This is a genomic window from Kribbella sp. NPDC023855 (genome assembly GCF_040639475.1).
Taxonomy (GTDB): Bacteria; Actinomycetota; Actinomycetes; order Propionibacteriales; family Kribbellaceae; genus Kribbella.
Map to the genome: position 1 here is coordinate 44,610 of NZ_JBFAAA010000001.1, position 13,974 is coordinate 58,583.

Here is a 13,974-nt window from a genome sequence, read left to right on the forward strand (position 1 = left end):
GTCGCTCACTCTGCCTTCACTCCCTTGGCCTTGACGCCCTTGGCGCCGATCCAGACCGCCATGCCGACCAGCAGGCCGATGCCGACGAGCCAGCCCCACAGACCTTCGGAGACCGGGCCGAGCCGGCCGAGGCCGAAGCCGCCCGGGTCCTTCTGCTCCTGCAGCGCGTGCAGGTACGCGATCACGTCACGCTTGTCGTCCGGCTGCAGGACCTGGTCGGAGAAGACCGGCATCTGCTGCGGGCCGGTGAGCATGGCCTCGTAGATGTGCTTGGGATCGACGTTCATCAGCGACGGGGCGTAGCGGCCGTTCGGCAGCGCGCCGCCCTTGCCGGCGAAGTTGTGGCACGCCGTGCAGTTCGTCCGGAACAGCTCGCCACCGCGGGTGACCTGCTCGTCGGTGGCCTTGCTGACGTCGTACGAGTCCTCGGCCGGTACCGCCGGGCCGGGGGCGAGGGAGGCGACGTACGCCGCCAGTGCCTCGATCTCCTCGGGCGTGTACGCGGGGGTCTTGCGCGGGACCTGCGCGTTGGGCTGCATGGCCGGCATCCGGCCGGTCCCGACCTGGAAGTCGACCGCGGCCGCGCCGACGCCGATCAGGGACGGCCCGGCCATCTTGCCTTCGCCGTTGCCAGCACCCTCGGCGTTCAGACCGTGGCAGCTCGCACAGCCGACCGCGAAGAGCTTCTTGCCCTCTTCGATCTGCTGGGACTGGGCCGAGTTGTCCGCCACCGCGTTGTCGGGGGCGAAGGCGGAGTACGCCGTCCCCACCGCCAGGAGGCCGAACAGGAGCACGACGAGGCCGGCTGACCGGTGCCGTCGTCGCGCGGAGAGGAAGCGCGCCGGTGACAAGGAAAGTCTCTTCTCACTCATTTGAGCAGGTAGATGGTCGCGAACAGGGCGATCCAGACCACATCGACGAAGTGCCAGTAGTACGACACAACGATCGCGGAAACGGCCTGTTCGTGGGTGAACTTACGAGCCATGTACGTCCTGGCCAGGACGAACACGAAAGCGATGAGACCGCCGGTCACGTGCAGACCGTGGAACCCGGTGGTCAGGTAGAACACCGACCCGTACGGCGAGGACGCGATCGTCACGCCCTCGTGGATCAGGGTCGCGTACTCCGTCACCTGGCCGGCGATGAAGACCGCGCCCATCAGGTAGGTGAGCACGAACCACTCGCGCATGCCCCAGCCGCGGACGTTCGCGACCGAGCCGGTCCGGCCGACCTTGCCGTGCTCGGCGGCGAACACACCGAGCTGACACGTCACCGAGGACAGCACCAGGATCGTCGTGTTGACCGCCGCGAACGGGATGTTCAGCATCTCGGTGGACGCGTCCCAGAGCGTCTCCACCCCCGGTGCCGCGGCAGCGGTCGTCACCGACCGGATCGTGAAGTACGCCGCGAACAGGGCGGCAAAGAACATCAGTTCGCTCGAGAGCCAGACGATCGTGCCGACACTGACCATGCTGGGACGGTCGTGGTGTCCGTGTTCACGAGACGCTGGGAGCGCGGTTGCAGTGGCCACGGCGTCATTATGTCGGTCCGGGTATCCGACAGCACGCCCACCCCCATGCATGTCGGCGACTTCCTGTTCTTACTGTGGAACAGTGCTTCCCCTCCACGCCGCGCCCGGCGACCAGATCGAGCCGTTCACAGCGGTCAGGCTGCTGACCGCCTGGACGTTCGAGCCGGTGCTACTCGCGGTGATCGTCGTCGTCGGCGGCCTCTACCTGTACGGCGTACACCGGCTCCGCGCGCGGGGGGACAAGTGGTCGCGGGCCCGGACCTTCTCGTTCGTCGGCCTCGGCCTGGGCAGCGCGCTGATCGCCACCCAGTCGGGCATCGGCAGCTACGACACGGTGCTGCTCAGCGTGCACATGGCCCAGCACATGATCCTGTCGATGATGACGCCGCTGGCGATGGCGCTCGGCGCACCGGTCACGCTTGCCCTGCGCACCCTTCCGCAGCGGCCGCGGGGCTGGTTGCTCTCCGTGTTGCACTCCCGCTTCGCCAAGGTGATCTGCTTCCCGATGATCGGCTTCACCCTGTTCGTGCTGAGCCCGTGGGCGCTCTACTTCAGCGGCTGGTACGACGCGACGCTGCGCTCGACGCTGCTCCACGATCTTCTGCACGTGCACTTCATCGCGGTCGGCGCGTTGTTCTTCTGGCCGTTGCTCGGGCTGGATCCGGTGCCCGGCCGGGTGATCTACCCGTTCCGGCTGATCCTCACCTTCCTCACACTGCCGTTCCACGCGTTCCTGGGCATCACGATCATGTCCGCGAACCGGCTGATCGCGGAGGACTGGTACACGGCCTTCGGACGGTCCTGGCCGCCGTCACCGCTGCGTGACCAGTACATCGCCGGCGGTCTGCTCTGGGGCTCCGGCGATGTCATCGGGCTGATCTTCTTCGGGGTGCTGTTCGTCCAGTGGGTCCGGCAGTCGCAGCGCGAGGCCAAGCGTGAGGACCGCCGGCTGGACCGGTTGGAGGAACAGGCGCGCAGAGCCGGACAGCCTCCCCGGTAGCATTCGCGGTGTTGTCCGCATGTCCACTCGTCACAGACACAGCTTGGGATGAATCGATGAGTTCAGAGCGTCCGCTGAAGGTGCTGGTCTACAGCGACGACCGCACCACGCGGGAGTCCGTCCGGCTGGCCCTGGGCAAGCGGCCCGCCGCCGATCTGCCCGAGATCGAGTACTTCGAGTGCGCGACCGAGCCGGCCGTGATCAAACTCATGGACCAGGGCGGGATCGACCTGGCCATCCTCGACGGTGAGGCCGTCCCGGCCGGTGGCCTGGGCATCGCCCGCCAGTTGAAGGACGAGATCTTCCAGTGCCCGCCGATCCTGGTGATCATCGGCCGCCCACAGGACGCATGGCTGGCCACCTGGTCGCGCGCCGAGGCGGCCGTGTCGCACCCGATCGACCCGATCCGGCTGGCCGAGGCAACCGCCGAGCTGCTCCGGCAGCGGGTCGCCAAGCTGCCCGCGACCACCTGATCCCGGCGCCATGGCCGCCCCTCTGGATCCCCCCGCCGGTACTGCGCCTGGCGGGCGTGCGCTGACCTGGCCGCAGGTACTCAACCCGTTGCTGCGGCACGAGGATCTCGACTCGGCCGCGACCGCCTGGGCGATGGAGCAGATCCTGTCCGGCGCCGCGTCGCCCGCGCAGCTCGCGGGCTTCGTGATCGCGCTGCGCTCCAAGGGCGAGACGGTGACCGAGGTCGAGGGCATGGTCGCGACCATGCGCGAGTTCGCCACCCGGATCGACGTACCGGGCCGGACGCTCGACGTCGTCGGTACAGGTGGTGACCAAGCCCACACTGTGAACATTTCCACGATGTCGGCGATCGTCGCGGCCGGCGCCGGGGCGAAGGTGCTCAAGCACGGCAACCGGGCCGCGTCGTCGGCGTGTGGTGCCGCGGATGTCCTGGAGGAGTTGGGTATCCCGCTCGACCTCACCGCGGCGCAGGTGGCGGCCGTGGGGGAGCTGGCCGGGATCACGTTCTGCTTCGCTCCCGCGTTCCACCCGGCGTTGCGGCATGCCGCAGTACCGCGGCGTGAGCTCGGGGTGCCGACCACGTTCAACTTCCTTGGTCCGTTGGCCAATCCCGGCAACCCGTCGGCGCAGGCTGTCGGTGTGGGGGATGGGCGGATTGCTGGGTTGATGGCCGGCGTACTGGCTCGGCGGGGGATCGACGCGCTGGTCTTCCACGGTGACGACGGGCTCGACGAACTGACCACGATGACGACGTCGCAGGTCTGGACGGTCGGGCGTGGGGCGGTCGAGGGACCGGAGACGCTGGATCCGCGAGAGCTGGGCATCGCGCCGGTGCCGGCTGATGCGTTGCGGGGTGCGGACGCGACGTACAACGCGAAGGTCGTTCGCGCGTTGCTGGATGGCGAGTCGGGGCCGGTGCGGGATGTCGTACTGCTGAACGCGGGTGCTGCGCTGGCGGCGCATGAGGGCAGCACTGGGCCGCTGGTGGCGCGGATTCGCGCGGGGATGGATCGGGCGGCTGAGGCGATCGACTCCGGCGAGGCCAAGGGCGTGTTGGACCGATGGATCGCGGCCTGCCTCGAGGTTCGTTCGTAGTACTTCTTTGGTACTTCGGGGAGCCCGCCTCCGGCGAGTGTTTCGCGGGAGGCGGGCTCTTGCCGGGTCAGCTGCCGATCTTGATTTCCTGGACCTTGGACCGCCAGATCTCGATCCACTGCGGCGTACTGCCGGCGATGTCCGCAATCGCCACGTCGGCAGTGCCGTCACCGCGATCGATCACCGCGACCATGACGGTGGAGAAGGTCTCCTGCAACTTGGGCACGCTGACGACGACCTTGATGCTCAGCTCGTGCCCGGCGTGCCCGTCGACGGTGATCGGCGTGTGGGTGGACTTGCCGATGAACTTCACGTTCTCGTCGTACAGCCCGATGATCGCCTTGGTGGCCGCCTGGATGGTGGCTTCCTTCAAGCCGGCCGGGGTGCTCACCACCTTGACCTTCGGGTTGAGCCCGCCGAAGGCGACATAGTTGCCCCACTTCGCCTTCTTGCCGTCGTACTTGTCGTGCACGGTCAACCAGGTCGCCGCGCCACCGTTGAGCCCGACCTGGAACGCGCTGCCGTAGTCCTCCCACTCGGAACTCATCACCGGCATCGTGTCCTTGTTGAAGGCAACGATGTTGGACCCGAGCACCTCACCCCGCGGCGGCGGCGGCGTAGTCGGCCGCGCCGACGGACTCACGGTCGCCAACGGCTCACCTTTAGCCGAAGGCAACGAAACCGGCGTCACCGCATCAGCCTTGTCCCAAATCCAATTCGCACTAAGCCCCGTCACCACCAGCGCCCCGACTACCAGCCCAACAGCCCCCACCAACCGCCCACTACGCCCACCGCCCCGCCCGGACTTAGGCCCATCCACAATCCCGTACGCCTCATCCCCCACAGCCTCCCCACCCCACGAAGCCTCCCCACCCCGCGCCAACTCACCAGCCCGCGCCGCCTCACCAGCCCGCGCCAACTCGCCACCCCGCGGCAACTCGCCACCCCGCACCACCGGCGAACCTTGCCCACCTTCCCCACCCGGGCCCAACGGCGCACCTTGCCCACCCGCGCCATACGCCGGCCACCCGGCCTGCCCACCCGAGCCACCAAACCCCGCCTGCCCCGGCCGCCCACCCGCGCCGTACGGCGCGGGTGCGCCGGACTGCTCCCCGGTCCCGTACCGCGGCATCGGCTGCCCAGGCCGCTCGCCCGACCCTCCGGACACCGGCTGACCGACCTGCCCGCCCGCGCCGTACGGCAGAGCCTGCCCCGCCTGCTCGGCGGAGCCATAACGCGGCATCGACTGCCCCGGCTGGCCACTCGGCCCAGCTGCCGGCCGCCCAGACTGCTCGCCTGACCCTCCGCTCATCTGCTGGTCCGGCTGATTGCCTGGCCCGTAGGGCATCTGACCTTGCGGTCCCCGCTGGCCGGGCTGCCCCTGCGGACGGACTGGCGCGTTTCCACCCGGCTGTCCAGCCCGCGGCTGCGTGCTGCCTGGCCCGGTGACTCCAGCCTGCCCCGCCCACGGCTGCAAACTGCCTGGTCCGTTGGCGGGCTCTCCCGACCACGGCTGCTGTCCGGGCTGCATCGGCTGGTTCGGACGGGAGGGCTGCGACTGCTGGTTTGCTTGCCCGGGCTGCTGGTTCAACTGACCGTAGCCAGGCGCCTGCGCCCCTTGCCCACGCTGAGAAACCTGCGGTCCCGCTGCCTGCTGAGCACTCTGTGGTTCCGCCGCCCGCTGGGGGTTCTCTGGACCACCTGCCTGCTGGGGGTTCTGCGGCCCTGCCGTCTGCTGAGGGCCCTGCGGCCCCGCGCTGTGCTGACCGTGTGCTCCTGCGCCGTGCTGACTCTGCGGCTGCTGGCCCGGCGGCGTCTGGCGGTGCTGCGGGTTCTGCTGTCCCGGCGTGTGCTGTGCCTGCAGGCCGGTGCCGAGCTGTGCGTCCTGCGGGCCGGTGCTGGGCTGCGCATCCTGCGGGCCTGGCTGTGCGCCCTGCGGGCCGCGGCCGGCCTGGCCATGTGCTCCCGGTCCATGCTGACCCTGCGGCACTGACCCGTGCTGGTTTTGCGGTACTGCCCCGTGCTGACCCTGAGGCGCTGACCTGTGCTCGCCCTGCGGCGCTGTCCCGTGCTGGCCCTGCGAGGGCTGGCTCGGTTGGAACCATTGCTGCTGACCGGGTTGTGGCGTTGGTCCTGCGGGACCAGCTTCTGGCGTTCCGCCGCGGTTATCAGCAGGCGGCTGCGGCGTACTGGTGTCTGGTCTGCGTGGTGGCAGGGGTGGCGGGGCCGGGGCTCGTGACTGGCCGAGTAGAGGGTCTGGCGAGTCCGGAGCGGTGCCCGAGGGGGCGCCTGACGGCCGAGCGTCAGCGGGGTCGTCGTCTGGGGTGAAGCTTGGTGGTGGGGGAGGGAACGACGTTGAGGGCACCTGGCCGGCGGCCGGTGGTGCTGCGGAACGCCAGTCCTGCGGCGGGCTCGGTGGCAGCCCCGACGACAGCGGCCCAGCCGACAACGGATCAGCCGACGAAGTGCCGCCTGACAGAGGACCAGGCGACGAAGTGCCGGCTGACAGAGGATCCGTCGACGAACGGCCGCCTGACAGAGGACCAGGCGACGAAGTGCCGGCTGACAGAGGATCCGTCGACGAACGGCCGCCTGACAGAGGACCAGGCGACGAAGGGTCGGCCGACAGAGGATCCGTCGACGACGAACCCTGCGACAGGCGAGCAGCCGAGGAAGGAGCGGTCGACAAAGGATCAGTCGACGACGAGCCGGCTGACAGAGGATCGGTCGGCGATGAGCTCTGCGACAGGGGACCAGCGGGCGAAGGAGTGGTCGATAGAGGATCAGCCGACGACGGGCCCGCAGACAAAGGATTAGTCGGCGATGGGCCGTCCGACAGGGGATCAGCCGACGACGGAGGGGTCGACGAAGGATCGGTTGACGATGGGTCGGTCGGCGAAGGGTTCGTCGGTGGCAAGGTGGGGTTGGGGGGTGGGGCGCTGTGGCGGGCTGGGGGGTGGGGCGGGGGTGTTTCGTTCTCAGCCAACGTTGATTCCCTTGTAGACCTGGGCTTCGGCCGTTTTCAGATCTGGCCGGTTCGTGGGGATGTCACTGATGTAGGCGACCGCGGTGCCGTCGCCGAGGTCGAAGACCGCGACCGTCAGCAGCAGGACCGAGGTGACCTTCGGGGACTTCGCCGTGACGGTTTCCTGGAAGTACCAGCCCGCCTTGTCCGACCGCTTGACCGCGCCGTTGCGCACCGCCTTGTAGGTGACCGGGATGTTGCCGTAGTTCATGTTGTGTACCTGGGTCAGCAGCGCCGTCGCGGTCGCCTTCGGGTCGCCGTTGAACGGCGTCGCAGTACCGAGCCCGCCGACGAACATGTCCGCGTACCAGTCGTTGCTGCCGTCGAAGTCCTTCTGCAGCAGGACGTACTGGCCGCTGGAGTTCAGTAGTTGCGGGATCAGCCGCTTGCGATCGGACCAGCCGCTGGCCTGCCGCGGGAACGAGATCGCGTCCGAGCTGATCCGGTTTCCCTCGTGCAGCTTGGGGTTCTTCGACTGGCCCGGCTTGGTACCGGGCGCGCCCGTCGTCGGTGTCGTCGGCGCACTGCCGGTCGGCTGCGGTGCGGGGGAGGTGCCCGGGTCCGCGGTCTTCTTGTCGCCGCCGTTGACGATGAGGAAGACCGCCACGACGACGAGGATGACGAGTGCGACCGCGCTGCCGATGATCAGCGGTGTCTTGTTCATACCGCCGCCGCTGTCGCTGTCCTTGCTCTTGTCCCTGCCCTTGCGGACACCACCGCCCTGCGGGCCGTTGTCTCCTTGCCACTGGGACGGGTCCGTGTTCTGCCAAGCACCAGCGGTTTGCTGCTGGGTCTGCTGGCCGGTGGAGCCCCACTGAGTACTTGTCTGCTGCCCAGTCGCGCCGGCGGCACCCCACTGCGTGGTCGGCTGCGGCGCCGCATTGCTGCCCCACTGCCCGGCATCAGGAGTCTGTACTACGGAGCCGCCCCACCCGCCGCCACTCGCCTGCGCCGAGCCGGAACTACCCCAACCCCCGGTACCACTCTGCTGCGGACCAGACGCATCCCCGCCACCAGCACCACCTTGCTGAGCAGCAGACGCACCCCACCCATCAGCAGCCGCCTCCTGCTGGGCACCTGCACCCCAGCCACTAGCAGCCGTCTCCTGCGGTGCACCTGCACCCCAGCCACTAGCAGCCGTCTCCTGCGGTGCACCTGCGCCCCAGCCATTAGCAGCCGGTTCCTGCTGTGCGGACGTGCCCCAGCCATCAGCAGCCGTTTCCTGCTGGGCACCGGCACCCCAGCCGTCAGCAGCCGGTTCCTGCTGGGCGGATACGCCCCACCCTGCGGCAGCCGGATCCTGTGTTGCCGGTTGCTGATTCGCGGGCGTGCCCCAGCCATCCGTGCCGGTCTCCTGCCGGGACGTGGCCCAGCCACCCGCGGCCGCAGTGCCCGACGCGCTGGAACCGCCTGCGTTGCCGCTGCCTTGCTGCGTACCAGCGTCGCCCCAGCCATCAGCTGCTGTCTGCTGTGTGCCCCAGCCGCCATTGCTGGCTTCCTGGGCGTTGGTGCCCCAGCCACCGTTGTCGCTCGGCTCGGTGCCGGCGGTGCCGCCCTCGGCGGAGTCGCCTTCCTGCTGATCGCTGGAGCTTTGAGGTGGTAGGACCTCGACAGGCGATCCCCACGGAGCGGAGCTGCTGTCGGACGTCGGTATGTTCTCGGCCGACAGCAACGAGTCGTCAGCCGGACCTGTCGGTGTCGGTCCCCATCCACCCGAAGCAGCCGCTGTGTCGTCGCCGGTCGGTTGCGACCAACGCGTGGTGGGCTGCTGCGTCGCAGCGGTGATCTCCTGGGTGGCGTCCGCGTCAGGTGTCGCGTCTTTCGGGGTCGGCGCCTCGGTGGGTGGTTGCGTCCAGTTGGTGGCAGCCCACGACTTCTCGGGCTCCGGCTTTGGCGTTGGCGTCGTCGCAGTACTGGATGAGTCGTGTGCCAGCGTGAGTTTCCAGCCGGTCTGCTGGGCAGACTGCGCTTGCTGGTTGGCGAGCTCGGCCTGCGCCTGGGTGATGGGCTCGGCGTCCTCTGGTGGCGCCGGACGCTGGGTCCAGTGGCCGGCCGCGGCCGGAACCTCGACAGGTGCCATCCACGTCGACTTCGCCTTCTCCGCAGGACTCAGCCGAGGCCCCGAAGTACCAGCTGTCGTACCCGCGTCAGTCGCTCCATCGGCAGACGCAGCAGGCGCCCCCGCAGAGTCGGAGCCCGAAGCCGCGCCGTCCGACTCAATACCCCAACCAGAACCAGCGGCCGCGCCACCACCTCCGGCAGCCCAACCGCGGCCATCGGCAGACTCAGCCGTCGACGAGCCAGCCTCCGTCGCGGCAGCGGCCCCAGCCGAGGAGCCAGCCCCGGTCCAAGTGCCGGCCCCGATGACCGCGGCCCCGACCGAGGAGCTAGCCCCAGTCGACGAAACACCTCCGGTGGCGGCAGAAGCCCCGGTCGAGGAGCCAGCGCCGGTGGCAGCGGTTCCAGCCGAGGAGCTAGCCCCGGTGACAGCGGTCCCAGCCGAGGAGCTAGCGCCGGTCGAGGAGCCAGCCCCCGTCGTGGCGGCAGTTCCGGTCGACGAGGCAGGCCCGGTGGAGGCAGCAGTTGCGGAGGCTTCGGCGGCTGAGGGGATTGGGTCCGGTTCGGGAGTGTCGGACGGGTCCGGTTCTTTTTCGGTCCGGTTGGTCCACTGCGTCCCGTTCCACCAGCGGATGGTGTTGGGCTGTCCGGTGGGGTCCGGATACCAGCCGGCGGGAGGGTTGCTCATGCGTTCACCGTAACTTCAGCGCGTGTCAGTCAGCCCGTGGATTCCGGTGCTCAGAAGCCTTGTTCCTCACCGAGGCTGAAGGCGGCCTCCAGGTCGTGGGTCGAGTACGCGCGAAAGGCGATGTGCGTCTCGGTGCTCAGTACGCCGGGAACGCGGTTGACGTGGTCGGGGATGACGGAGGCGAGGTCGTCGTGGTGCGCGACCCGGACCATCGCGATCAGGTCGAGCCCGCCGGTCACCGAGTACACCTCGCTGACGCCCTCGATCGCGGCCACCTGCTCGGCGACCTCCGGGATGCGTGCGACGTCGGCCTTGATGAACACGATCGCGGTGACCATGTCGTCCTCTCCTCGAAACCAGCCCCCTACCGCGCTGAAGCATAGTGCCGCCCGCCCCGGCCCCCAGTACGAGCGTCGCCATCCCTCAGGTCTCGAGCCAGCGCCGCGTCCCGAAGGCCAGAGCCCGCCGTTCGGGGTGGTCGGACTTGCAATGGTCAGCGCAGGGTTAAGGGGGATACACAGGGCGATCCTGGGTAGTGGAGCTGGCGCGGAGAGTAACGACGCCAGGGTGCGTCGGTGAGCTGTCTGTACGCCGTGAGGTCGGCGGGCGGTGATGCCCAGCGGGCGGGTTAGCGGGCGGTTATGCCTAGGGGGCGCATTCTGCGGCGGCGTTCGCTGGGGTGGTGGTGTTCTTCGGAGTGGGAGTTGTCGAGACGGGCTACGTGTCGGCCGGCTCCGCTGATTGGGCAGCTCCAGGTGCCGTCCATCTCGACCAGGCGGACGCCGGGGGAGTCGAGCCAGCGCAGTACGAGCTCTATTTCTTCGGGGGAGGCGGACGCCACCGGGCCGATACCGGGCAGAACTGTCTCGGCGGAGGCTCGCAGCATCTCCAGGTATTTGCGGGGATCCGTGCCGCGCGGGCTGATCCCGGCCGCGGCCAGGCGGCCTCGGCGGATGACGTGCAGCTCCCAGCCGCCGTCGTCGGTTCGCTTCGCCGCGCAGATCTCCGCGCAGCCGGTGACCGAGGCCATCCGCTGCATCTTCGCGCTGCCCCGGACGAAGGCGCTCAGCCGGTCGCGCTGCACCGCGGCGTCCTCGAAACGCTCGTCGGCGGACAGCAGGTCGATCCGCCGGTCCAGCGCCGCGATCACCGGCGCCGGATCATGAGTCAGCGCAGCGCGCAGAGCCGCCACGAACGACCCATAGCTCTCCGGCGAGATCCGCCCGTCGCACGGCGCCACGCACCGGCCCATCTCGGCCAGCACACAAGGCGAACCCTGCGGCGCCCGAGACATGCGGTCCGTGCACTGGCGAATCGGGAACGCCTCGTGCAGCGCGGCCATCGCCCGCTCGGCCGTCTTCCGCGAGGTGAAGGGACCGAGGTACCCTGCGTCGTCGTCGCGCACCTGCTTCACCAGCGACAGCCGCGGGAACGGCTCGACCGTCACCTTCAGCCAGTGCTGCCGTTCCGGGAATTTCGAGCGCCGGTTGTACCGCGGTTTGTGCTCGGCGATCAGCCGCAGCTCGCGCACCTCGGCCTCGAGCGCCGTACCGCACTCGATGCCGCGCACCCCGCTGGCGATGCCGATCATCTCGCCGATCCGGGTGCGCTGCTCGGAGGCGGTGAAGTAGGAGCGGACGCGGGTGCGCAGGTCCTTCGACTTGCCGACGTACAGCACCTCGCCGCGATCGTCGGTGAACAAGTAGACACCAGGGGCGTGCGGCAACGACTCGGCCAGGTGCCGCTTGGCCCGCACCTGCGGGGCGACGCGCGACGAGAAGGTCTGCAGATCCTCCAGCGTCTGCACCCCGAGCGACCCGACCCGCTCGAACAGTCCGTGCAGTACGTCGACCGTGGCGCGCGCGTCCGACAGCGCACGGTGGTTGGGCGTGACCGTTGCCCTGAACAACTTCGCCAGCGTGCTCAGCTTGCAGTTCGGCGTCTCGTCCGGGGTCAGCACCCGCCGGGCCAGCGTCGCGGTGTCGACGACGGCGAAGTCCGGCCAGTCGTAGCCGTTCACCTGGGTGTCGTGTTTGAGGAAGCCGATGTCGAAGGGCGCGTTGTGGGCGACCAGCACGCAGCCGCGGGCGAACTCCAGGAAGGCCGGCAGCACCGACTCGATCCGCGGCGACGTCGCGACCATCAGGTCGGTGATCCCGGTCAGTACGGCGATGAACGGCGGGATCGGCTCGGCCGGATTGACCAGCGACTGGAACTCGGCGACCAGCTCGCCACCGCGGACCTTGACCGCGCCGATCTCGGTGATCCCCGATTCGCCCGGCGCCCCGCCGGTCGTCTCCAGGTCGACGACGCAGAACGTGACGTCGCGCAACGGCGTACCGAGGTCGTCGAAACTCGGCTGGACGCCACGGATCGGCGTCACCGGTCCGGAGGCCGGGGCAGCGGCGCGATCCGGCATGGGGCTGCTCATGCCCAAGACGCTAGAAGCCCCCACCGACAATTCCGCTCCGGACACGCGGCCGCCACCAACCCGTCCGGCCGACGGCCGGCTGCCCACCGGCCGGCGACCCGACCGGCGACCAGACCAGCGACCCGACCGGCGACTGGCAATCGACATGGCAGACACGCCGGTACCGACTACGCTCTCTGTATGCGTACACAAGCGATCACCGTGATTCCGGGCCGCGCGCCCGGGCACTGTGGTCCGCATCACTGGCTGTGCCAGGGGGCCGTGCCGACCAGACTGCGGACCGGTGGCTGAGGCAGGCACCGCCGCGAGCTCTGCTGCCACCACCTTGCCCGAACCCGTGCGGCAACGGGTTCTGCAGCTGGCCGCCCAGGCCCTGGGGCAGTTGCCCGCGACCGACATCCCGCCACCGCTGCGGCGGTTCGCCAGTTTCGCTCCCGGCAAGCGCGCGAAGCTGTCCGCCTCCGTGCTCGGTCCGATCCTCGAGACCGACGACCACTTCCGCAAGCTGGTCGCCTTCGAGGTGCGCCAGGAGCACCAGGCACTGGGTGACGCCGTCGCCGACGGGCTCGCAGTACCGGCGGCGGAGCCAGTTGAGGTGGCTGCGCTGGCGTATCTGCTCCGCCCGGACGACTGGGAACAGCGGGTAGCCGAGGCCGCCCAGCTGCCGCCGGAGAAGCCTGCCGTGGACGAGGATGTCGTCAAGCGGCTGCAGGACCAGCTCGACCAGGCGCGTACGGAGACCCGTCAGGTGCGCGAGCGTCTGCGCGAGCAGGTGTCGGAGCTGAAGGCTGAGAACGTCACACTGCGCCGCAAGCTGAACGATGCGCGCCAGCGGATCATCGGTCTGCAGGCGGACCTCGAGCTGCGCACCACCGAGGCAGCGACCGCCGACGAGCGCGTGGACGCGGCCCGGGCCGAGGTCGAGCGCGAACTGCGCAAGCTGCGCGCCCGCATCACCGAACTGGAGGCAGTCGAGCACGCAGCCCGCCGTACTGCGGGGCAGGAACGGGAAATGGCCTCGACCAGAACGCGCCTGCTCCTGGACACCTTGGTCGAAGCAGCGGGAGGACTCCGTCGCGAGCTGGCCCTGCCGCCCGGGGGAGAGCTCCGCCCGGCCGACACCGTCGCCGGTGTGGAGCCATCGAACGCACCAGTCGGCCGTACTGCGCCCGACGACGACCCGGCGCTGTTCGACGAGTTGCTCGCCTTGCCGCAGGTGCATCTGATCATCGACGGCTACAACGTCACAAAGACCGCCTGGCCGAACTCTCCGCTGCACTCCCAGCGTCAGCGCCTCGTCACCGCACTGGGCGCGCTGGTGGCACAGCGGCGGATCGAGGTCACGGTCGTCTTCGACGGCGCCGAGCTGTCCGGGCCGGTCCAGCTGAACCCACCCCGCGGCGTACGGGTCCGGTTCAGCCCGGCCGGTGTGATCGCCGACGAGGTGATCAGGCAACTGGTCCGCGCCGAACCCCCGGGTCGCCCGATCGTCGTCGTCTCCACCGACCGCGAAGTTGCCGAGAGCACCATCACCATGGGCGCCCGCGCCCTGTCCGCCACCACCCTGATCGCCCGCCTCGCCCGCGGCTAGTCTCTGGCATGCAGCTAAGGCCTTTGCGGGAAGACGATCTGCCCGTCGTCGAACGCGTGTCCGAGCGAGTGTTCCTCGAGC

The 13,974-nt window shown here is 69.4% G+C and carries 12 protein-coding genes and 1 pseudogene; 6 read left to right on the forward strand and 7 right to left on the reverse strand.

Translation table 11 applies throughout. The features are described from left to right. Positions 1 to 5: 5 nt before the first annotated feature. Together AB0F51_RS00180 and AB0F51_RS00185 are read right to left on the reverse strand one after the other, a co-directional pair. Positions 6 to 872 (reverse strand): c-type cytochrome, encoded by an 867-nt coding sequence (locus tag AB0F51_RS00180; RefSeq protein ID WP_360271647.1) that lies wholly within the window; start codon positions 870 to 872, stop codon positions 6 to 8. Next, complete coding sequence (locus AB0F51_RS00185) at positions 869 to 1,531, reverse strand: heme-copper oxidase subunit III (protein ID WP_360271650.1); 663 nt, start codon at positions 1,529 to 1,531, stop codon at positions 869 to 871. Before AB0F51_RS00185 ends, AB0F51_RS00180 begins: the two co-directional genes overlap by 4 nt. A gap of 82 nt (positions 1,532 to 1,613) precedes the next feature. On the opposite strand from AB0F51_RS00185, the gene AB0F51_RS00190 reads away from it, so the two are divergent. Genes AB0F51_RS00190 through trpD form a run of 3 tightly spaced genes read left to right on the forward strand, consistent with a single transcriptional unit; the run spans position 1,614 to position 4,100 of the window. Continuing rightward, on the forward strand, positions 1,614 to 2,531 hold the full coding sequence (locus AB0F51_RS00190; protein WP_360271652.1) for a cytochrome c oxidase assembly protein: 918 nt from the start codon (positions 1,614 to 1,616) through the stop codon (positions 2,529 to 2,531). Between the two features lie 56 nt (positions 2,532 to 2,587). Next, the gene (locus AB0F51_RS00195; RefSeq protein WP_360271654.1) at positions 2,588 to 3,004 is read left to right on the forward strand and encodes a hypothetical protein; all 417 of its coding nucleotides are present in this window, start codon (positions 2,588 to 2,590) and stop codon (positions 3,002 to 3,004) included. A 10-nt stretch (positions 3,005 to 3,014) separates the two neighbouring features. Further along, on the forward strand, positions 3,015 to 4,100 hold the full coding sequence (gene trpD, locus AB0F51_RS00200; protein WP_360271656.1) for an anthranilate phosphoribosyltransferase: 1,086 nt from the start codon (positions 3,015 to 3,017) through the stop codon (positions 4,098 to 4,100). Between the two features lie 67 nt (positions 4,101 to 4,167). On the opposite strand, the gene AB0F51_RS00205 is transcribed toward trpD, so the two are convergent. Next, positions 4,168 to 5,343, reverse strand: a complete 1,176-nt coding sequence (locus AB0F51_RS00205) for a hypothetical protein (RefSeq protein WP_360271659.1) — start codon at positions 5,341 to 5,343, stop codon at positions 4,168 to 4,170. 540 nt (positions 5,344 to 5,883) lie between these two features. On the opposite strand from AB0F51_RS00205, the gene AB0F51_RS00210 reads away from it, so the two are divergent. Both AB0F51_RS00210 and AB0F51_RS00215 read left to right on the forward strand, forming a co-directional pair. Further along, the gene (locus tag AB0F51_RS00210) at positions 5,884 to 6,093 is read left to right on the forward strand and encodes a hypothetical protein (protein ID WP_360271661.1); all 210 of its coding nucleotides are present in this window, start codon (positions 5,884 to 5,886) and stop codon (positions 6,091 to 6,093) included. 422 nt (positions 6,094 to 6,515) lie between these two features. Beyond that, complete coding sequence (locus AB0F51_RS00215) at positions 6,516 to 6,917, forward strand: hypothetical protein (RefSeq protein WP_360271664.1); 402 nt, start codon at positions 6,516 to 6,518, stop codon at positions 6,915 to 6,917. Between the two features lie 161 nt (positions 6,918 to 7,078). Here AB0F51_RS00215 and AB0F51_RS00220 read toward each other — a convergent pair whose 3' ends face one another. The 4 genes and pseudogenes from AB0F51_RS00220 to AB0F51_RS00235 all read right to left on the reverse strand — a co-directional run bounded on the left by AB0F51_RS00220 (position 7,079) and on the right by AB0F51_RS00235 (position 12,302). Beyond that, complete coding sequence (locus AB0F51_RS00220) at positions 7,079 to 9,205, reverse strand: hypothetical protein (RefSeq protein ID WP_360274599.1); 2,127 nt, start codon at positions 9,203 to 9,205, stop codon at positions 7,079 to 7,081. Between the two features lie 564 nt (positions 9,206 to 9,769). Then, a pseudogene (locus tag AB0F51_RS00225) lies at positions 9,770 to 9,871 on the reverse strand (DUF2510 domain-containing protein); the annotation flags it as partial. Between the two features lie 50 nt (positions 9,872 to 9,921). Continuing rightward, complete coding sequence (locus tag AB0F51_RS00230) at positions 9,922 to 10,209, reverse strand: Lrp/AsnC ligand binding domain-containing protein (RefSeq protein WP_270131066.1); 288 nt, start codon at positions 10,207 to 10,209, stop codon at positions 9,922 to 9,924. A 290-nt stretch (positions 10,210 to 10,499) separates the two neighbouring features. Then, positions 10,500 to 12,302 (reverse strand): DEDD exonuclease domain-containing protein, encoded by a 1,803-nt coding sequence (locus AB0F51_RS00235; protein ID WP_360271668.1) that lies wholly within the window; start codon positions 12,300 to 12,302, stop codon positions 10,500 to 10,502. Positions 12,303 to 12,585: 283 nt separating this feature from the next. On the opposite strand from AB0F51_RS00235, the gene AB0F51_RS00240 reads away from it, so the two are divergent. Then, positions 12,586 to 13,893 (forward strand): NYN domain-containing protein, encoded by a 1,308-nt coding sequence (locus AB0F51_RS00240; RefSeq protein WP_360271671.1) that lies wholly within the window; start codon positions 12,586 to 12,588, stop codon positions 13,891 to 13,893. Positions 13,894 to 13,974 lie beyond the last annotated feature (81 nt).